We start from the raw sequence: 20,184 nt of genomic DNA on the forward strand, positions 1-20,184 counted from the left end.
CCGTGGATGCCAGAGATGATATTACCAAGGCACATTTCAACGGGAAGGTCGATGTTTCATATGACCCGTCCGTCTCTGAAGATACCCGTGCCGCCATGCAGCCTGCCCAGATAGCCCGGCTCGCGGGTGCCATGGACGATTCCCGCATCCAGGTTGCCGAATCCGCAAAGGCCATCTTCCTCACGGTCAGGCACAAGATGCTCACCGAGATGATTCGCGAGATCCGAACGGGAGAAGACGGGCTGGTATTGATCGTCAATGAGTCCTTCTTGTTGAAGACGGAATATCAGAACCAGGGGCTTGGGGTCAGGAGTTTCGCAATCGAGGCCACCGAGGCGTCGGCGCAAGACTTCTCGAAGATCGTCACCGAAGCTGTCGGCAGCCGCGACAGCGCCCACTTCAATGGCTACTACACGTGGCCGCGGCTCGGCTACGATGCCGAACTGGAACCTGGCGAGCGGGCAAGGTTGCCCGAGCCTCTGCAATACGCCACGACGGTCCTCGATCTGATGGACTCCGAGGAGGGACGCGCCTGGTGGTATGAGAACGGGGCCGGCAGATTGATGGAGTTCGACCTGAAGCCTGACAGCCGGTCGTGGGCTATACTCAACCGATACATGCAGGAAAACGGAATTCGGTTATGACGGCGCTTGCCAGCATGCTAGCCAAGAAATTGCGCCCTTCGACGCGCCAGGAGATTGAACGTGCCGCAAAGGGCACGGGAAGGCGTTCGGACCTTAGCTTTGAAGAGGCCGGATTGGCGGGGGAGGTCGAATCCTTGCGAAAGGGCGCGGTGCTTGCCCGCAAAGCAGCCGGGAAGGACAAGACCGTCGTGGTCGTCAGGAAAGGCAAGGCAGCGTAAACGCCAGCAAGAATCGAAGGGGCCGCGCCACAGCGCGGCCCCTTTTCATTTGGACGATCTCATTTGGACGATTCGACACCAAGGTGCGAATCGCCAATGCCCGCCCGGCTCTGCCGCGCGGGCATTTTCTTGCCCGCGGGCGGCATCATCGTGCCGACTGTGTGACAGACAGAGCCGGATCTATCACAAATTTTCACAGCGCCCCGCTTGCGAGGGGATCGATGTGCACGGTACGCTACCGGGCGCGCCGCGTTCGTGACGTAGGGCGACCAAGAGTAGGGCGACCAAGAAAACGGGAAGGGGACCATGAAGATGTCGCGCAGGAAAATCGCGCTTGGCGTGGCCGCGCTGGCGGTTGCTGCGGGCGTGGCGGTGCAGCTTGTCTGGCATCCTTTCGGCAGGCCGTGGAAGGGCCAGCCGCGGCAGGTCGAGCTCGATTTCGGCCGGCCGGACGCGCTGGTCGACAGCGAGAGCCTGTCCAGCCTGCCGCGCGACATGCTGCGCGTGCCGCTGCTGCGCGATGTCCTCACCGAGGACTTCGTCAACTATTACGAGGACAACGAGGGCCGCTTGTCGGTGGCCGGCGCGCTGCGCCGCATCGCCTTCGAGCATGACCTCGACTGGTCCGACAGCCTGCTCAAGCGCGTGTTCGACGAGCCCGGCCGCCTGATGGCGTGGCGCGGCGCCGACGGCACGCTGCGCTACTGGGCGCTGGCGATGGAGCGCAACGGGCTGGCCAAGGTGCTGCAGGCACTGGCCACCGTGGCGCCGGCCGATGCCCAGCTCACGCGCGCCGGCGAGATCGACGGCACGCCGCTCTACGCGCTGCGCATCGGAGCCGCGCGCAGCCTGCTGATCGCCGGCAAGGGCGACCGCCTGGTGGTGCTGTCGGAGGCGGGCATGCTGCTCGATGCCGAGAGCAAGCCCATCGGCGCGCGCGCCAAGGCGGTGGCGGCGTGGCTGTCCGACGATGCCGCCGCGCGCGAGGCGCCGCTGCGGTCGTTCGCGCTCGAGCCCGCCAAGGGCGCGCCGAAGGGGCACCGCGCGGTGGTCGGGGTGAACTATCTCTCGTTCGGCTACCAGGCTTTCTTCCCCGGCATCGAAGCGCTGCGCTTCGATTTCGCCAGCGCCGATACCAAGGCCGCCGGCGGCGGCGCCGACTGGAGCAGCGCGGTGCTGGTCGACGGCGCCCGCCTGCCGGACCAGTGGAATGCCGCCGCGCTCTGGCAGGCCCTGCCGGCCGATCCGGCCGCCTGCGCCACCTTGCCGGTCGACTGGCAGGCCGCCGGCAAGATGCTGCAGAAGGTCAGCGGCGCCCAGGACGAACTGGCCGCGCAGGTCGGCCAGGCGTTCGAAGGACCGGCCGCGGTGTGCTGGTACAGCAAGTCCGCGCTGGTCGCGCCGCTGTTCATGGCGCGGCTCAAGTCGGCGTCGGCGGCGGCCGCGCTGCGGCCGCTGCTGGCCAGCCTGTTCGCGCAGGTCATCGGCGCCTACGAGCCCAAGGCCGCCGCGGAGCAGGGCGGCTACGCGCGGCTGCCCGTGCAGGCCAGCAAGGGCGCCGGCGGCGCGGATCTGTGGTCGCGCCCGGTCAGCTCGCCCTACGGCACGCGCGAAGCCAAGGGCGCGCCGTTCGCCGAGCAGTTGTCCGCGGGCGCCTATTTCCCCGTCACGCTGGCGCTGGCCGGCGATACCGTGCTGTTCTCGCCGGACGCCACGCTGGTCGACGACGCGCTGGCGGTGCGCGGCAAGCGCTTCCCGGCGGCGGCCGACACCATGCCGCGCGAGCAGCAGGCCCGCACGGTGCTGAGCTTCACCCCGTCCACGCTGGCGCCGCTGGTGCGGCGCGAGGCCACCAAGGCGCTGCCGGCCGAGCAGGAAGCGCTGTTCCTGAACGCGGCGCGCGCCCATCTGTTCCCCAAGCTCAAGGCGCTCGGCGCCTATCCGGCGATGTCGCTGGTGCTGGCCGACAGCCTGCCCTCGGGCCGCGCCTGGGTGCCGGTGACGTGGCGGCAGTCCGGCGCGCCGCGCGGCGTGCTGGCCAGCGCGGCGCAGCCGCGGGCGGCGGAGGCCGCGCAGTGACGGCAGCGTTGCGCGGCCGGCGCGCCGCGCTGGCGGTGCTGGCCGCCGCCGGCCTGCCGCTGGCCGGCATCGGCCGCGCGCTGGCGCTGTCGGGCCTGGCGCCCGACGTGCCCGCGGCCGATCTGCTCGACCCCGCGCAGTCGGCGGTGTTCCGCGCGTGGTTCGTGCGCATCGTCGGCGAGCAGTTGCGGCAGGGCCCGACCCCGCGCTGGTACCAGCGCGACTGCGCCGGCCTGGTCCGCTTCGCCGTGGGCGAGGCGCTGCGCGTGCACGACGCACGCTGGCTGCGCGCCAACGGCATGCAGGGCGCGGCCTCCGCGCGCCAGCTTCCGCCCGAGCTGAATCTCACCGCGGCCCAGCGCACGCTCGGCCAGCGCTGGACGCGCGCCGACGGCAGCACCGGCGCCTATGCCTCGGCGCTCGCGCTGGTGCAGGGCAACAGCCGCTTCGTCGCGCGCAACGTCAATCTGGCGCTGCCCGGCGACCTGCTGTTCTACGACCAGGGCGACGAGCAGCACCTGATGATCTGGATGGGCCAGTCCCTGGCCTACCACACCGGCACCGTGACCCGCACCGACAACGGTCTGCGTGCCGTCACCCTTTCCCGCTTGATGCAATGGAACGATTCGCGCTGGCAGCCGCAGGACGGCAATCCCAATTTCATCGGCGTATTCCGTTTCGCTTTTTTGTCGAGGTAAAGACGATGCCTGTCGTCATGACGCGCGCCCGCGCGCTCCTGCGTTCCGTGACCGCCCGCCTGCTGCTGGCGCTTGCCCTGCTGGGCGCGGCCCACGCCGCCAGCGCCGAAGGGCAGCCGGGCGCCACGCTCGACACGGTGCCGCCCAGCGGCTACGCCGCGTTCCAGGGCCAGCCGTTCTTCCTGCTCTCGGACGCCAGCTTCGGCAGCGACCAGACCGCGCAGGTGCGGCTCGAAGCGCCGGGCCGCGAGTACAAGGCGGAACTGCAGCGCTACGGCGGCGCCGACATCCTGGTCTACCGCGTGGCCGATCCGCTCGCTTTCCTGCGCGCGCAGAAGAACCTGCACCGCATCGACGTCAAGGCCAATTACCGCGGCGAAGGGCTGGCCAACACGCTGTCCTACCTGTGGGACAGCTGGTACAAGCAGGCGCGCCGCGCTTGGCAGCGCGTGCTGTCGTTCGCCACGCGCAGCAAGGCGGTGGAGGACGCGCCGCAGTTCAGCATGGGCGACCAGATCGCCCAGCCCACGCGCTTCGAGAACAACCCGCAATACGAGCCGCTCAAGGGCTACGACGTGGTGGCGCGCTTCCGCTACCCGATCTGGGACGCCAAGGAGATCGCGCCGCCCAAGGACGTCAAGCTCGAAGGCAGCAGCAGCGAATTCCTGCCGCGCGACGCCGGCAACGTGATGGTGCCGCTGGGCAAGCTCAAGCCGGGCCTGTACATCGTCGAAGGCATCATCGGCACCTACCGCGCGCATACGCTGCTGTTCGTCTCGGACACCGTGGCCATCACCAAGAGCACCGCCGACGGCATGCTGGTGTGGGCCGCGCAGCGCAAGAGCGGCCGCCCCGTGAGCGGCGCCAGCCTGGCGTGGACCGACGGCCTCGGCGTGCTGCAAAGCGCCGCCACCGGCGCCGACGGCGCGGCGGAACTCGCGCACGCCAGCCCCGAGCGCAGCTACCTGCTCGGCGTGGACCCGGCGGGCGGCGCCTTCATCTCGGAAAACTTCTACTACGACAGCGAGATCTACAACACCAAGCTGTTCGCCTTCACCGACCGGCCGCTGTACCGCCCTGGCGACGAGGTGCGCGTCAAGTTCATCGGCCGCAATTTCCGCAGCGCCACCGAGTCGGCGCCCGCCGCCGCCGGCGACATCAAGCTCGAGGTGCTCGACCCCAACGGCGCGCCGCTGGCCTCGCTCGGCACCGTGCTCAACGCCGACAACGGCGCCGACGCGCGCTTCACACTGCCGGCCAACGCGCTGGCCGGCGGCTACACGCTGCGCTTCGACTACGGCGGCAACACCTACGGCGGCGCCTTCCGCGTGGCCGAGTACATCAAGCCGCATTTCGACGTCAACCTCGCGCTCGACAAGGCCGACTACGCCACCGGCGAGGCCGTCAAGGGCAAGATCCAGCTGCGCTATCCCGACGGCAAGCCGGTCAAGGACGCCAGGCTGTCGGTCAGCCTGCGCGCGCAGCAGGTGACGATGGTCGAGGGCGAACTGCGCTACGCCGGCCTGTTCCCGGTCAAGCTGGAGCAGCAGGAACTGACCACCGACGGCAGCGGCAACGCCACGCTCGCGCTGCCGGCGGCCAGGGAGCCGAGCCGCTACGTGGTCACGGTATTCGCCAACGACGGCGCGGCCTACCGCGTCAAGGTCACGCGCGAACTGCTGATCGCGCGCGGCGCCACGCCGTACAAGCTGACCGGCCCGGCCAACTTCACCAACGCCGGGCAGAGCGTGACCTTCACGCTGCAGGCGCTGGCCGCCCAGGCGCCGGCGCAGGCGCCCGCCAGCTGGGAACTGGTGCGGCTCGAATCGCGCGCGCGCACCGAGGGCAAGCTGGGCGCGGCCGCCAATGGCGCGCTGTCGTTCCCGGTGAAGTTCGACCAGCCGGGCTCGTACACGCTGTCGGTCAAGGACGCCGCGGGCAACCTGCTGGCGGCGGCCAGCCACTGGGTCGCGGGCGAAGGCCTGCAGACCGTGCCCGGCAACATCGAGATCGTGTTCGACCGCGACCGCTACCGCATCGGCGACACCGCCGAGGCGCTGGTGACGTTCCCGCTGGCGGTGGAGGACGCGCTGCTCACGCTGGAGCGCGACCGCGTCGAGCGCCGCGGCCTGCTGTCCAGGGGCGGCGACTGGCTCTCGCTGGAAAAGGTCACGGACCGGCAGTGGCGCGCGCGCATCAAGGTCGGCAACGGCTTCAGCCCCAACATGACGTTCTCGGTGCTGTACGTGAAGGACGGCGACTACGTGTTCCAGAACGCCGGCATCGCCGTGGTGCAGCCGACCATCGACCTGGCCGTCAAGAGCGACAAGCCGGTCTACGCGCCCGGCGAGACCGTCACGCTGGACCTGAGCAGCGCCTTCGGCGGCAAGCCGGTGCCGGCCAACCTCACGGTCAGCGTGGTCGACGAAATGGTCTACGTGCTGCAGCCCGAGATCGCGCCGAGCATCGTCGACTTCTTCTACCATCCGCGCCGCAACAGCGTGCGCACCACCTCCAGCCTGAACTTCATCGGCTACGACCTGGCCGTCTCCGGCCAGCAGGGCGGCGCCGGCCCCGAGCGCGGCCGCTACAACGAGCGCGGCGTCAAGGTGCTGGAGCGCCCGCGCCGCGACGAGAAGGACACCGCCGCGTGGGAAGCCAGCCTGCGCACCGGCGCCGACGGGCGCGCGCGCATGACCTTCGTCATGCCGGACTCGCTCACCCGCTGGCGCATCACCGTGCGCGCCATCGCCGCGGACGGCACGGTCGGCCAGCGCACCGCCAACATCCGCTCGGACAAGGCGCTGTACCTCAAGTGGACCGGCCCGCAGCGCTACCGCGCCGAGGATGCGCCGCGCATCGACATGGTCGCCTTCAACCAGGGCGAGCAGGACGTTGCCGCCGACCTCGTGGCCACGGGCGCGGGCCTGAACGTCAGCCAGAGCGTCACGCTCAAGCGCGGCGCCAACTACGTGCGCCTGCCGGTGGCGCCGGGCGCGCTGCGCAGCGGCACGGTCAGCGCCGAGATCCGGCAGCAGGGCAAGGCGGTGGACCGCCTGCAGACCACGCTGACGGTGGAGCCCACCGGCTGGCTGTCGCAGCGCGAACTGACGCTGCCGCTGTCGGGCGCCAACGCCGCGTTCAAGCTGCCGGCCGACGCGCAGGACGTGCGCCTGCGTTTCGTCGACAGCGCCGCCAGCCAGTTCGCCCGCGTGGCCGACGACCTGCTGGCCTATCCCTACGGCTGCACCGAGCAGACCGCCAGCCGCCTGATTCCGCTGGCGCTGGCCCAGCGCAGCCTGGCCGCGAGCGGTGCCAGTATCGGCGCCAATACCGGCGCCAATACCGGCGGCGACACGCAGGGCCTGGATGCGCTGGTGCGCACCCAGCGCCAGCGTCTGGCGCTGCTGGCCGGCGTCAACGGCCAGTTCGGCTGGTGGGGCGACACGCTCGGCAACAGCGCGCTGCTGACCGCCTACGCTTACTACGCCGACTGGCTGGCCGCGCGCGCGGTCGGCGTCAGCCTGCCGCCCGACCACTGGAAGCGCACGCTGGATGCCTACAAGCAGAGCATGAAGGAGCCGCCGCTGCACCGCGTGCTGGCGCTGTGGTTCATCAACGAAATGGGCCTGCCGGTGGCGACGCAGCTGGGCGGCGTGTCCGCCGAGCTGGGCCGGCCCGGCGGCGATGCAAGCGCCGCCGTGGGGGCCGGCGACAGCCTGGTCTTCGCCGCGCCCGATTCGCCGCAGGGTCGCCGCGTGGCCACCGTGCTGGCCGCGCAGCTCTACAAGCAGATCGGCCAGCCCATGCCCGAAGGGCTGGCAAGCGCGGCCGACGCCGCGCGCCAGGCGCTGGCCGCCGATCCTTCGCCGCTGGTGCAGAGCCTGCTGCTGATGGCCGGCAAGGGCGCCGCCGCCTCGGACGTGCAGGCGCTGCTGTCGCGCGCCGGCGCCGCCAGCCCGACCATCGACCGCGCCGTGACCCTGGTGTGGCTCGACAAGGCGCTCGGCGGCGGCCTTGGCCGCGGCCTGTCCGGCGAGGCCGGCGCCGCGCCGCGCGCGCCGCAAGGCAACTGGCAGGCCGCGCGCGGCCCGCTCGGCCTGCCCGAATGGCGCTGGACCGGCGCGCAGTTGCCGGAGGCGCTGACGCTGGCGGCTGCGCCGAACATGGACGCGGCATCGCAGTCGTACAACACCAATGCGGTGGTGTCGTACCGCAGCCGCGCGCAGGAGGCGCCGGGCCTGCCGGTCGGCATCGAGCGCAAGCTCTACCGGCTGGTGCCGGCCGGGGAGGAGGGCAAGGCCGACAAGGCCGACAAGGGCGGCAGGCCGGCCGATCCCGCCGCCGCCGGCACCGCGGGCCTGGCGTTCTCGGCCAGGCCGGTCAAGCCGGGCGACAAGCTCGACAGCAATACGCTCTACGTCGACGAGATCGTGCTGAGCCCGCGCCAGGGCACCTACCGCTACGGACTGGTCGAGGCGCCGCTGCCGCCGGGCGGCGAAGTCGAGGGCACCACCTGGGGCCTGCGCATCGAAGGCCTGCCCGACCCCGACAACAAGGCCACCGGCCTGCAGCCGTTCCAGCGTGCCGTGACCTACGAGATGGGCATGCTGTCGTACCACCAGCCGGTGGTCGCGCTGGAGCGGCCCGTGGTGCTGCGCCAACTGGTGCGGTTCTCGCTGCCGGGCAAGTTCAGCCTGCCGCCGGTGCGCTACTTCCGCATGTACCAGCCGGAGGCCAAGGCCCTGCAGGGCGACGGCAAGACCGCGGCCTTCCCGCTGACGGTGGAGTGAGGCCGGCATGCGCGCGGCCGTGACGGCAGGCAGGGCGGGGCGCCGCGGGGCGCGCCGCTTGGTGCATTGTCTTGCGCTGCTGATTTCCTTGTCCTGCGTCGCGCCCGCGTTCGCCGCGGCGCAGGCGCAGGGCGGCGAGCCGCTGCGCTTCGCGCGGCTGGCCGGCGGCGAGGCGCGGCTCTACCGCCTCGGCGGCGGCGGCGAGAGCGCGCCCGCGCCGTTGCCCGCCGGCCTGCGCACGCCGCTGGGCAGCGTGTGGAAGCTGTTCGTCTACAGCTACCTCGTGGGCCGTGACCAGCGCACCGAGGACTACACCTGCCGCGGCGGCGACCCCGAGGAAGTCTATTGCTGCACGGCCGGCCAGGGCATCGACCGCGAGCATGCGCTGGTGCGGTCGTGCGGGCGCTATTTCGAGCCGCGCCGGCTGGGTCTGTCGGGCGCCGACTGGCGCCGCTTCTGGCAGGACGCTGGCGCGCCCGCCTGGCTGCAGGACATGCAGGCGATGCGCCCGGAGCATGCGGTGCCGGTGGCCGAGCTGCTGGCGGCGCTGCACGCGGTGCCGCCCGCCGCGCAGCAGGCCGCCTCGGCCACGCTGGTGTCGGTGCTGACCGTGGGGCGCGGCGAAGGCACGCTGGCCGACTACGGCAGCCTGCTGCGCGCCAAGACCTGGACCATGCCCGATCCGGCGCGGCCGGGCGCGTCCATCGGCGGCGCGGCCGGCTGGCTGGCCGACGGCAGCCCGGCGTGGCTGGGCGGGCAGGGCGCCAGCGCCAGTGTGCTGCGGCGCGCGGCGCCGCTGCTGCGGCCGCTGCTGGCCGCGGTGCCGGTGCCCGACGACGGCGCCTGCGTGCTGGTCGACCTGTTCGAGCGCTACCCGCTGCGCGATGTGCGCGGCGCCGATGGCAAGGCCGCGCCGGCCGGCCCGCTCGACGGCAGCTTCCGCGCCGAGTTCGCCAACGGCAACAGCGCGCGCGTGGCAAGCCGCGGCGAGCTCAGCCTGCTGCGCCCGGCCGGCGCCGCGCCGCGCGTGGTCGGGCGCTTCGGCCTCAACGACTACGTGGCGCGCGTGGTGGAGCGCGAAGGCGACACCGCCGAGCCCGAGGCGGCCCGCGCGCTGGCCGTGGCCGCGCGCAGCTACCTGGTCCAGCAGGCCGCGCGCGAGCAGGGCTGCTTCCGCATCGCCGACAGCAGCCGCACCCAGCGCGTGCTGCCGCGTCCCGCCGGCGCGGCGGCGCGGCGCGCGGCCGACCAGACCGACACGCTGGTGCTGTCCGGCGTGGCCGTGCGCTACCACCACGATGCCGGCGGCCAGGGCCGCATGGCGTGGACCGAGGCCCGGCGCGCGGCCGCGCAGGGGCAGGCGTTCGACGCCATCCTCGCGCGCTGGTGGCCGCAGGCCACGCTGACCTCGTTCCAGAGCCCGGTGGCCGGCGACTGCCTGGCGGTGGCCGGCGCGCGCCAATGGCTGGCGCAGCGCGCGCCGCAATGGCAGCGCCGGCTCGGCGCCGAGCCCGGCTTCGAGGCGCCGCCGCTGCCCGCGGTGTGCGAGGTGCGCGAAGGCCGGCCCTATGCCGACGCGCGCCGCAACCGGCTCTACATCCACCGGCTCGCCAGCGAGGACGACCGCATCGCGCTGGCGCACGAATACCTGCATCTCGCATTCGCGCGCCATCCGCGCGGCCAGGACGAGTCGTTCGTCGAAAGCCTCGCGCGCCGGCTGGTGCGCACGGAAGATCCCTCATGACCCGCCACTCTCTTTTTTCGCGTTGCTGGCGCCGCGTGGCGCTGGCTTGCGCGCTGGCGCCGCTGGCCGCCACGGCCGGTCCGGTGGCCGACCTCGACGGCCCCGCCGGCGGCTGGCGCCACAGCGGCCTGTCCAGCGAGCTGGAGCGCTACACGGCGGCCTATCCCAAGCCGCCGGTGGACCGCGGCGCGCAGAAATACCGCACGCTGATCGAAGGCCGCCTGCGCCAGGCCGGCAGCGCAGGCCGCAAGCCGCCCACGCTGGTGGTCAACGGCAACGCCATGCCGCTCTATGCCGACGAGCAGGGCCGCTTTGCGCGGCCGTGGGCGTTCGGGCGCGGCTCCAACAGCGTGGAGATCATCTCCGCCGACGGCGCCGCGCGCCAGCGCCTGCAGTTCTACGAGGCCGACGCCACCAAGGTCCAGGCCAAGCTGCGCGCGGTGCTGACGTGGGACGATCCCAAGGCGGAAGTCGACCTCCATGTGATCTCGCCCGAAGGCGGGCACGCTTTCTGGGCCAGTCCGCTGCTGGCCGAGGGCGGCGGGCTCGACGTGGACAGCGTGGACGGCGCCGGTCCCGAAATTTTCTCCAGCGCCGCGCCGCGCCCCGGCGTGTGGCTGTTCTACGTGAACTACTGGGGCAACTTCGACGCGAGCGGCTACAACTTCCAGTCCGGGGCGAACGCGCGCGACCTGATCACCGCCAAGCTCACGCTGATCTACAACGAAAACACCCTCAACGAAAAGCGCGAGACGCTGGTGATGCCGCTGCGCAAGCTGGGCGAACTGGCGCTGATGAAGTCGGTGCGCTTCTGAAGCCCGCCGCCGGGAAAGACAATGCCCGCAAGGGCGATGGGACCGTGGATATGCATCGCAAGCCGAACCTCGTTCTAGCCAGCCTGATCCTGCCGCTGCTGGCCACCGCCGCGCACGCCGGCGACGCCATCGAGTTCACCACGCCGCGCAACGGCTGGCGCAACGCCGCCGGCGACACGGCTGCCTACACGCAGGAGGTCCACTATCCGGCGGTGTCGGTGTCCACGCCGGCGGGGCAGCCCGCCAGCGCGATGATCGCCGGGCGCATCCGTGCCTCGCCCAAGGCCGACGCGGGCGATGCTGGCGATGCGGCCAGCGCCGCCGCGCCGGCAGCCCGCGGGCGGCGCGGCGCCGGCCAGGTCGCCACGCTGGTGGTCAACGGCGTTGCCATGCCGCAGCGGGTGGAAGAAGACGGCAGCTTCTCGCGGCCCTACGCCTTCTCCGGCGGCAGCAACAGCGTGGAGATGCGCACCGCGCAGGGCGCCGGCAAGCGCGTGCAGTTCTACGACGGCTACCAGGGCCGGACCCGCCCGCGCCTGCGCGTGGTACTGTCCTGGGACAGCGACGCGACCGACCTGGACCTGCACGTGGTGGCGCCCGACGGCCAGCACACCTTCTACGCCAACCGCGTGGCCGGCAACGGCGGCGCGCTCGACGTGGACGTGACCACCGGCTACGGGCCGGAGATCTACTCGATCGCCGCGCCGCCGCCCGGCACTTACCTCGTCTACGTGAACTACTACGGCAGCGGCGCGGGGCCCGAGGCGATCACCGTGGCGCAGGTGGCGGTGATCACGGACGAGAACACGCCCAACGAAAAGCAGCAGGTCTTCCGCGTGCCGATGCGCAAGCCCGGCGAGCTGACCCTGATCAAGTCCTTTGTCATGAAGTGACCCGGAACCGATGCCCCCGATGCCGCCCCCGCCGCCGCACAAGATCCTGTTTCTCAGCGTTTCCGCCGGCGCCGGCCACATGCGCGCGGCCGAGGCGCTGCGCCTGACCGCGCAGGCCGAATTCCCCGAGGTGCGGACCCTGCATCTCGACGTGATGGGCTACGTGCCCGCCACCTTCCGCAAGCTCTACACGGATTTCTACATCAAGCTGGTCAACAGCTATCCGGCCCTGTGGGGCATGCTTTACGCTCACACTTCCGAGGCCGACCCGGCCGCGCCCATGCAGAAGCTGCGGCGCGCCGCCGAGCGCCTGAGCACGCGCGCGCTGCGCCGCGCGATCGACGAGTTCGCGCCGGACGCCATCGTCTGCACGCATTTCCTGCCGGCCGAGATCCTGATGCACGAGGTGCGCCGCCAGCGCCTGGCGGTGCCGGTGTGGGTGCAGGTGACTGACTTCGACCTGCACGGCATGTGGGTGATCCCGCATATGACCGGCTACTTCGCCGCCAGCGAGGAGATCGCCTTCCGCATGCGCGCGAGCCGCATCGAGCCGGACCGCGTCCATGCCACCGGCATCCCCGTGGTGCCGGCCTTCACCGCGCCGCAGGACCGGCAGGCCTGCGCCGCGCACTTCGGGCTGGACCCGGCGCGGCGCACCATCATGCTGATGGGCGGCGGCGCCGGCCTCGGCGGCCTGGACGAGGTGGCCGGCGCGCTGCTTGGGCTGGACCACGACTTCCAGCTGATCGTCATGGCCGGGCGCAACGAGGCCGCGCTGGCGCGCCTCGGGGCGCTCGCCGCCGCCCGGCCGGGCCGGCTGTTCCCGTTCGGCTTCACCGACGAGGTGGCGCGGCTGATGGCCTGCTCCGACCTCGTCATCACCAAGCCGGGCGGCCTCACCACCTCCGAGTGCCTGGCGATGGGCGTGCCGATGATCGTCAACGCGCCGATCCCCGGGCAGGAAGAGCGCAATGCCGACTACCTGCTGGAGCAGGGCGCGGCGCTCAAGTCGGTGGACCTGGTCTCGCTCGAATACCGCGTGCGCCTGCTGCTGGCCGAGCCGGCGCGGCTGGCGCAGATGCGCGAGCGCGCCCGCGCGCTGGGCCGGCCGGCGGCGGCGCGGCGCGTGCTGCAGACCGTGCTGGCGCAACTGCCCGGCCGGCCGCAGCCGGCGCCGGTGCTGGCGGGGGCGCACTGATGCGCTCCCTGAACCTCTCGGCCCTGCCGCGGCAGGCGCAGGCCTGGCCCCCGCGCCATCCGCTGGCGCTGGTGCTGACGGTCGGCTGGACCCTGTTGATGGCGTACTTCTTCGCCAACGTCGAGATCCAGATCGAAGGCGCCGCCGGCTGGGCCGCCAACCTGCCGACCTGGCGCATCGAGCGCCACTGGCTGCTGGACATCTTCTGGGGCGGGCGCCCCATGACCGGCTATCACGCCTGGGTGTTTCCGTGCGTGGCTCTGTTCTTCCATTTCCCGCTGCTGTTCGCCGGGCGCTGGAACTGGCGCGCCGAGGCCCGGGTGCTCGCCTGCATCATGCTGTTCTGGATCACGGAGGACTTTCTCTGGTTCGTGCTCAACCCGGCCTACGGCGTGGCGCGCTTCGCGCCGGCGTTCGTGCCGTGGCATGTCCACTGGCTGGGCGGCGCGCCGACCGACTACTGGGTCGGCCTCGGCGCGGCGGCGGCGCTGCTGTGGTTTTCGTGCCGGCGGGCGGGCTGAACCGGGCTGAACCGGGGGAGCGCACGAGAACGGGGAATCGGGCAGTGGCGGGAAAGTGACGCGGCGGGCGGGTACCGCACCGCGGCGGTGCGCCATGCACACATAGGAGTAGAATCACGCCTCCTGCACTTTGTCGCATTCTTATAACAAATAACGATGAGCCCCCGTCCTTCGCGCATGGCGTGCATTGACGCACTCAAGGCGATCAGCTCGCAGCTGATCGTGCTGCATCACCTTGCTTTCTACGGCCCGATGTCGGATGTGGCCCACGTGCTGGCCCCCGACCTGCTCGACTGGTTCTCGCAGTACGCGCGCATCGCGGTGCAGGCCTTCCTCGTCATCAGCGGCTTCCTGGCGGCGCGCAGCCTCGCGCCCGGCGGCCACCTGATGGTGCCGCATCCGCTGCTGGCGATCTGGCGGCGCTACCAGAAGCTGGTGGTGCCCTACACCGTGGCCATCCTGATCGCCATCGCCGGCGCCGCGATCGCGCGCACCTGGATGCATCACGATTCCATTCCCGGCGCGCCGGGCCTGCACCAGTTCCTGGCGCACGTGCTGCTGCTGCACAACGTGCTCGATTTCGACGCGCTCTCGGCGGGCGTCTGGTACGTGGCCATCGACCTGCAGCTGTTCGCGCTGCTGATCGTGGCGCTGTGGGCGGCGCGCCTGTGCGCGCGCCGGCTGGAAGCGGGCGGCGCGGCGCTGGGCATGCTGGCGGTGTCGGCGCTGGCGCTGGCGTCGCTGTTCTGGTTCAACCGCGATGCCGCCTGGGACATGTGGGCGATCTATTTCTTCGGTGCCTACGGCATGGGCACGCTGGCGTACTGGGCCTCCGCGCCCGAGCGCTCGCCGGTGGCGCTGCTGGTGCTGGGCGCGGCGGTGGCGGCCGCGCTGATCGTGGATTTCCGCCTGCGCATCGCGGTGGCGCTGGCGGTGGCGCTGCTGCTGGGCATGGCGCGCCGCGGCGGCTGGCTGGAGCACTGGCCGCGCGCCAGCGCGCTGGCATTTTTCGGGCGCATTTCCTACTCGGTGTTCCTGGTCCACTTCCCGGTCTGCCTGGTGGTCAACGCGGTGGTGTTCCATCTTGCGCCACAGCAGCCGGTGCTCAATGCGCTCGGCATGGTCGCGGCATGGCTGCTGAGCAACGTGGCCGGCACGCTGTTCCATCGTTATGTGGAAAGCGGGGCGCCGCTGAGCGCGATGCGCCAGGCGCTGTGGCCGGCCCGCGCCGGGTCCGCGGCGCGGCGCCAGCCGGTGGGGCGCGAGCGCTCCACCTGAGCTGCCGGCCGGCAGGCCCGGCTTCCTGCGCGGCGCGTTCCAGGCGGCGCCCGGCCCACCCAGGCCGGGCGCCGCTTTCACATGGTGCCGCTGCACCACAAGCCGGCGGCGGGCCGCACGCGCACGGTGCGCCCGGGCGCTGCGCGGCAGGGTTGGCCGCGCAACATACGGTAAAAACGAGCATTGGGATATGGCATGAAGGTTGCCTACTATGGAATCGTAAACCTGACCGTTTGGTCAGGATTCCTGTTCCGAGGCTGCCATGTCCGATCATATCGTCCTGACCTCGCACGCGCGCCGCGACAAGCCGGCGGAGCCCATCCACTGGGGTGCGGCCACCGCCGCGGAGCGCGGTCCCGTGATCGCCAGCCTCACCAATCCCGCGCAGCGCAACGTGATCGGCACCCACTCGGGCGCCTACGCGGTCTATCGCGCGCTGGCGGTGGCCTCGGGCAAGCTGCAGCGCGACCACCGCGCCGACCTGACCGACACCGCGCCGGCCGAGGTGATCGGCCCGCATCCGCAGTGGGCCGACCCGGACAAGATCGTCTCGCTGGACCCGTGGGGCCACCTGGTCTCCACCGCGTTTGCCGACCGCATCGCGGCGGGCATCGACATCCGCCCGTCGATCGCCATCACGCGCGCCCACATCAACATGCCGGAGCTGGCCGGCGCCATCGCCGCCGGGCGGCTGGTGCCGGACGGCCAGATCCTGCACGCCAACGGCGACGTGCGCGTCACCAAGGCCGCGATCGACCCGGTGTGGTACCTGCCGGGGCTGGCGCGGCGCTTCGACATCAAGGAAAGCGTGCTGCGCCGCGCGCTGTTCGAGCAGACCAGCGGCATGTTCCCGGAACTGGTGACGCGGCCCGACCTGAAGGTGTTCCTGCCGCCCATCGGCGGCATGACGCTGTATTTCTTCGGCGACGTCGGCAAGCTCGGCAAGCCCGAGACCCGCGTGGCATGCCGCGTGCATGACGAATGCAACGGCTCCGACGTGTTCGGCTCCGACATCTGCACCTGCCGGCCCTATCTCGCGCATGGCATCGAAGTCTGCATCGAGATGGCGCAGCAGGGCGGCGTGGGCCTGGTGGTCTACAACCGCAAGGAAGGCCGGGCGCTGGGCGAAGTCACCAAGTTCCTGGTCTACAACGCGCGCAAGCGCCAGGTCGGCGGCGACCGTGCCGAGACCTATTTCGCGCGCACCGAATGCGTGGCCGGCGTGCAGGACATGCGCTTCCAGGAACTCATGCCCGACGTCTTCCACTGGCTCGGCATCAAGCGCATCGACCGCTGGGCCTCGATGAGCAACATGAAGCATGGGGCGCTGACCGCGCAGGGCATCGAAGTGGTCGAGCAGGTGGCGATTCCCGATGCGCTGATCCCGGCCGACGCCCGCGTGGAAATCGACGCCAAGGTAGCGGCTGGCTACTTCACGAGCTATACCCCGCCCGACGCGGAAGAACTGGCGCTGGCAAAGGGTAGAGGACTGGACGAATGAACGAGACACCTGAAGCGGGCGCGCCGGGCGGCGCGTCCGGCGGCTTCACCGATGCGCCCGGCTGGGCCAGCCCGGTGCCGCCGGGGCATCCGGCCGCGGCGCTGCTGACCGGCCAGGCCGTGCGCACGCGCTGCGCGGCCGTGACCGGGCACGTGGCGGCGGGCGCGTCCGAGCTGTTTACCTGGCACCCGGACCGCATCCCGGCGGTGGCCGACTACGTGGCGGCCACCATCCGCCAGCGCTATCCGGACCTGAACGTGCCGTATCACAGCCGCTGGCGCCATTTCGAGAGCGGCCAGGGCGGCGAGCGGCTGGACCGCTGGCAGATCCTGTGCGAGCGCGGCGGCTTGTCCGGCGAGGCGGACCGCGAGGAACGGGCCCGCATCGGCATCGACCTGGTGATCCCCAGCGTGCTGCTCGACGCCGGCGCCGGCCCCGACTGGCGCTACCGCGACCCGGCCAGCGACCTGCTGCTCACGCGCTCGGAAGGGCTCGGCGTGGCCAGCTTCGACCTGTTCGCGCGCGGCGGCTTTTCCGCGCAGCTCGGCCAGCCGCTGCGCGCCGATGCCGAGCGGCTGATGCGCATCGATGCGTCGTCCATCGCCACCGCGTTCCAGGTGGCGCAGCACAACCCGCTGGTCGGCCTGGAAGGCCGCGCCGGGCTGCTGCGCCGGCTGGGCGAGGTGGCGCAGGCCACGCCCGCCGTGTTCGGCACGCCGGCGCGGCTGGGCAACCTGTACGACTACCTCAAGGCGCACGCCGTCGACGGCCGCATCGAAGCCGGCTTCGTGCTGACCACGCTGCTGGTGGCGCTGGGGCCGGTGTGGCCCGGCCGCGTCAAGCTGGAGGGCGTCTCGCTGGGCGACTGCTGGCATCACCCGGCCTGCGCCGACGGCCTGGTGCCGTTCCACAAGCTCACGCAATGGCTGACGTACTCGCTGCTGGAGCCGCTCGAGGACGCCGGCCTGACCGTGACGGGACTGGAAGTCCTCACCGGCCTGCCCGAATACCGCAACGGCGGCCTGCTGTTCGACTTCGAGCTGATGGTGCCGCGCGATCCCGCCTTCGCCAGCGTCACGCATACGGTGGACGAGCCGGTCATCGTGGAGTGGCGCGCGCTCACCGTCACCGGGCTGGACCTGGTGGCGGCGTCGGTGCGCGAGGCGCTCGGGCTGTCGGCCGAGGCCTTTCCGCTGGCGCGCGTGCTGGAGGGCGGCACCTGGGCGGCGGGACGGCGCATTGCCGCCAAGCGCAGGCCGGGCGGCGCGCCGCCCTTCGCCATCGACAGCGACGGCACGGTGTTCTAGCCGCCGCGCCGCGCGCTTTCCCGCCGCGCGCGGCACGACCTTTTCGCGATTCGCCTCCCGAGGAGCGCAACATGACCGACCTTTCCGCCGTACCGCCCGTCACGCCTTCGGTGATGGTGGTGGACCATCCGCTCGTGCAGCACAAGGTCACGCTGGTCCGCAGCGAGGACACCACCACCGACAATTTCCGGCGGCTGGTGCGCGAGATCAGCCAGTTGCTGACCTACGAGGCCACGCGCGACCTGGCGATGGAGACCATCGCCATCAAGACGCCGATCGCGCCGATGGAGTCGCCGGTGCTGTCCGGCAAGAAGCTGTGCCTGGTGTCGATCCTGCGCGCCGGCAACGGCTTCCTGGACGGCATGCTGGACCTGCTGCCAGCCGCGCGCGTGGGCCACATCGGCCTGTACCGCGACCCGGAGACGCTGGAGCCGATCGAGTACTACTTCAAGATGCCGGAGGACATCCACGAGCGGCTGGTGATCGTGGTGGACCCGATGCTGGCCACCGGCAATTCCGCCATCGCCGCGCTCAACCGCCTCAAGGAAGCCGGCGTGAGCACGCTCAAGTACGTGTGTCTGATCGCCTCGCGCCAGGGCTTGCGCGCGCTGCAGGCGGCGCATCCGGACGTGGCCATCGTCACCGCGGCCATCGACGAGGAGCTCAACGAGCACGGCTACATCGTGCCCGGCCTGGGCGACGCGGGCGACAGGCTCTACGGCACCAAGTGATGGGCGCGCCGGCCACGGCGCAGCCGCCATGCTTCCCGCCGCAGCGGGAGGCGGCTGGCGGGCGCATCCGCCAGGAGAACGAGGCGCTGATCCTGCGCGCGGCCGAATACGTGTTCGCGCGCGCCGGGTTCGCCGGCGCCACGATGGCGGAGATCGCCACGCGCGCGGGCGTGCCCAAGTCCAACCTGCATTACTACTTCCGCACCAAGCAGGCGCTGTACCGCGCGGTGCTGGCGCACACGCTGGCGCTGTGGCTGTCCGAGACCGACATCATCGACGCCGGGCAGCGCCCGCAGGTGGCGCTGGAGCAGTACATCCGCGCCAAGATGCGGCTGTCGGCCAGCCACCCGGACGCCTCGCGCGTGTTCGCCAACGAGCTGCTGCACGGCGCGCCGGAGATCCGCGACGTGCTCAGCGGCGCGCTGCGCGCGCTGGTGCTGCGCAAGGCCGGCGTCATCAAGGAATGGATCGCGCGCGGCGAGATGGCCAGCGTGGATCCGCGGCACCTGTTCTTCACGATCTGGGCCGCCACCCAGACCTATGCCGATTTTGAGTCGCAGGTATGCGCCGTGCTCGGGGTGAGCCACCTGGGCCAGCGCGATTTCGAACAGGCCACCGACCACCTGGTGCGGCTGCTGCTGCGCGGTTGCGGGCTGGAACCGGCCGGCCTGGCCGTGGAGTTATCGTCAACAAGGGGAGAAAACCATGAGGTTTGAGGGCAAGCGCAGGACCTGGTTGAAACTGGCGGCCGCCGCCGCCGGCGCAAGCGCGCTGGCCGGCGTGCAGCCGGCATGGGCGCAGGCCAGGGTGAAGGTCGCGGCCGTGTACACGGTGCCGGTCGAGCAGCAGTGGGTGTCGCGCATCCACAAGGCGCTCAACGAGGCCAAGGCGCGCGGCGAGATCGACTACGTGTTCTCGGAAAGCGTGTCCAATGCCGACTACGAGCGCGTGCTGCGCCAGTATGCCGAGCAGGGCTCGGCGCTGATCCTGGGCGAATCCTTCGCGGTCGAGGCGGCCGCGCGCAAGGTGGCCAGGGACTATCCCAAGACCGCCTTCCTGATGGGCTCGTCCGGCAAGCCCCAGGCGCCCAACTTCTCGGTGTTCGACAACTACATCCAGGAGCCTTCCTACCTGACCGGCATGATCGCCGGCGGCATCACCAAGACCAACCATATCGGCATGGTCGGCGGTTATGCCATCCCCGAGGTCAACCGGCTGATGCACGCTTTCATGGAAGGCGCGCGCGAGGTCAATCCCAAGGTGAAGTTCACGGTCAGCTTCATCGGCTCGTGGTTCGATCCGCCCAAGGCCAAGGAAGCCGCCTTCGCCATGATCGACAAGGGCGCGGACGTGCTCTACGCCGAGCGCTTCGGCGTCTCCGACGCGGCCAAGGAGAAGGGCCGGCTGGCCATCGGCAACGTCATCAACACCCAGCCGCAGTATCCGGCCACGGTGGTGGCCTCGGCGCTGTGGAACATGGAGCCCACGGTGGCCGCGGCGCTGGCCAAGGTCAAGTCGGGCCAGTTCAAGAACGAGGACTACGGCTCGTATTCGCTGATGAAGTACAAGGGCGCCGAGCTGGCGCCGCTGGGCACCTTCGAAGGCAAGGTGCCGGCCGACGTGATGGCCAAGGTCAAGGCGAAGGAGAAGGCCATTCTCGACGGCAAGTTCGTGGTGAAGGTGGTGGAGACGGAGCCGAAGTCGACGCAGTGAGGCTGGCGTTGGTAGCGCCGGTCCCGTCTTTCTCCCCTCCCCACTTTGTGG

At 71.1% G+C, this 20,184-nt stretch carries 16 protein-coding genes; all 16 read left to right on the plus strand.

The genetic code is table 11. The annotated features are described in order from the left end of the window. The first annotated feature begins 2 nt into the window (after positions 1–2). The 16 genes from AC3WXD_RS02540 (at position 3) to AC3WXD_RS02615 (ending at position 20,133) form a co-directional block, all read left to right on the plus strand. Positions 3–644 carry a hypothetical protein gene (locus tag AC3WXD_RS02540; RefSeq protein ID WP_492322965.1) on the plus strand — a complete coding sequence of 214 codons (642 nt, stop codon included), beginning with the start codon at positions 3–5 and terminating at the stop codon, positions 642–644. After that, the gene (locus AC3WXD_RS02545) at positions 641–862 is read left to right on the plus strand and encodes a hypothetical protein (RefSeq protein WP_020203332.1); all 222 of its coding nucleotides are present in this window, start codon (positions 641–643) and stop codon (positions 860–862) included. The genes AC3WXD_RS02540 and AC3WXD_RS02545 overlap by 4 nt, the downstream gene beginning before the upstream one ends. Positions 863–1,168: 306 nt before the next feature. Then, the gene (locus tag AC3WXD_RS02550; RefSeq protein WP_492322966.1) at positions 1,169–2,941 is read left to right on the plus strand and encodes a DUF2138 family protein; all 1,773 of its coding nucleotides are present in this window, start codon (positions 1,169–1,171) and stop codon (positions 2,939–2,941) included. Continuing rightward, positions 2,938–3,639, plus strand: a complete 702-nt coding sequence (locus AC3WXD_RS02555) for a DUF1175 domain-containing protein (RefSeq protein ID WP_155888091.1) — start codon at positions 2,938–2,940, stop codon at positions 3,637–3,639. Before AC3WXD_RS02550 ends, AC3WXD_RS02555 begins: the two co-directional genes overlap by 4 nt. 5 nt (positions 3,640–3,644) lie before the next feature. After that, a complete protein-coding gene (locus AC3WXD_RS02560) occupies positions 3,645–8,432 on the plus strand; it encodes an alpha-2-macroglobulin family protein (protein WP_492322967.1) in 4,788 nt (1,595 codons plus the stop codon). Between the two features lie 7 nt (positions 8,433–8,439). Then, positions 8,440–10,176: a DUF2300 domain-containing protein gene (locus tag AC3WXD_RS02565; protein ID WP_492322968.1), complete on the plus strand. Its 1,737-nt coding sequence runs from the start codon at positions 8,440–8,442 to the stop codon at positions 10,174–10,176. After that, positions 10,173–10,991, plus strand: coding sequence for a YfaP family protein (locus tag AC3WXD_RS02570; RefSeq protein ID WP_492322969.1), 819 nt, complete (start codon positions 10,173–10,175; stop codon positions 10,989–10,991). Before AC3WXD_RS02565 ends, AC3WXD_RS02570 begins: the two co-directional genes overlap by 4 nt. Positions 10,992–11,041: 50 nt before the next feature. Beyond that, complete coding sequence (locus AC3WXD_RS02575) at positions 11,042–11,884, plus strand: YfaP family protein (RefSeq protein ID WP_492322970.1); 843 nt, start codon at positions 11,042–11,044, stop codon at positions 11,882–11,884. Between the two features lie 19 nt (positions 11,885–11,903). After that, entirely contained in the window at positions 11,904–13,082 is a 1,179-nt protein-coding gene (locus tag AC3WXD_RS02580) for an MGDG synthase family glycosyltransferase (protein ID WP_492322971.1), read from the plus strand. Next, the gene (locus AC3WXD_RS02585) at positions 13,082–13,603 is read left to right on the plus strand and encodes a hypothetical protein (protein ID WP_492322972.1); all 522 of its coding nucleotides are present in this window, start codon (positions 13,082–13,084) and stop codon (positions 13,601–13,603) included. Before AC3WXD_RS02580 ends, AC3WXD_RS02585 begins: the two co-directional genes overlap by 1 nt. A 156-nt stretch (positions 13,604–13,759) precedes the next feature. Further along, a complete protein-coding gene (locus tag AC3WXD_RS02590) occupies positions 13,760–14,881 on the plus strand; it encodes an acyltransferase family protein (protein ID WP_059411764.1) in 1,122 nt (373 codons plus the stop codon). Between the two features lie 262 nt (positions 14,882–15,143). Further along, on the plus strand, positions 15,144–16,382 hold the full coding sequence (locus tag AC3WXD_RS02595) for a GTP cyclohydrolase II (RefSeq protein WP_020203342.1): 1,239 nt from the start codon (positions 15,144–15,146) through the stop codon (positions 16,380–16,382). After that, on the plus strand, positions 16,379–17,689 hold the full coding sequence (locus tag AC3WXD_RS02600) for a URC4/urg3 family protein (RefSeq protein WP_454733200.1): 1,311 nt from the start codon (positions 16,379–16,381) through the stop codon (positions 17,687–17,689). The genes AC3WXD_RS02595 and AC3WXD_RS02600 overlap by 4 nt, the downstream gene beginning before the upstream one ends. 71 nt (positions 17,690–17,760) lie before the next feature. Next, positions 17,761–18,420 (plus strand): uracil phosphoribosyltransferase, encoded by a 660-nt coding sequence (upp, locus tag AC3WXD_RS02605; protein WP_020203344.1) that lies wholly within the window; start codon positions 17,761–17,763, stop codon positions 18,418–18,420. Then, positions 18,420–19,136: a TetR/AcrR family transcriptional regulator gene (locus tag AC3WXD_RS02610; RefSeq protein ID WP_059411762.1), complete on the plus strand. Its 717-nt coding sequence runs from the start codon at positions 18,420–18,422 to the stop codon at positions 19,134–19,136. Before upp ends, AC3WXD_RS02610 begins: the two co-directional genes overlap by 1 nt. Further along, positions 19,126–20,133, plus strand: coding sequence for a BMP family protein (locus AC3WXD_RS02615; protein WP_029043691.1), 1,008 nt, complete (start codon positions 19,126–19,128; stop codon positions 20,131–20,133). Before AC3WXD_RS02610 ends, AC3WXD_RS02615 begins: the two co-directional genes overlap by 11 nt. Positions 20,134–20,184: the final 51 nt, after the last annotated feature.

It is taken from the genome of Cupriavidus sp. FW216-B1 (assembly GCF_058789195.1).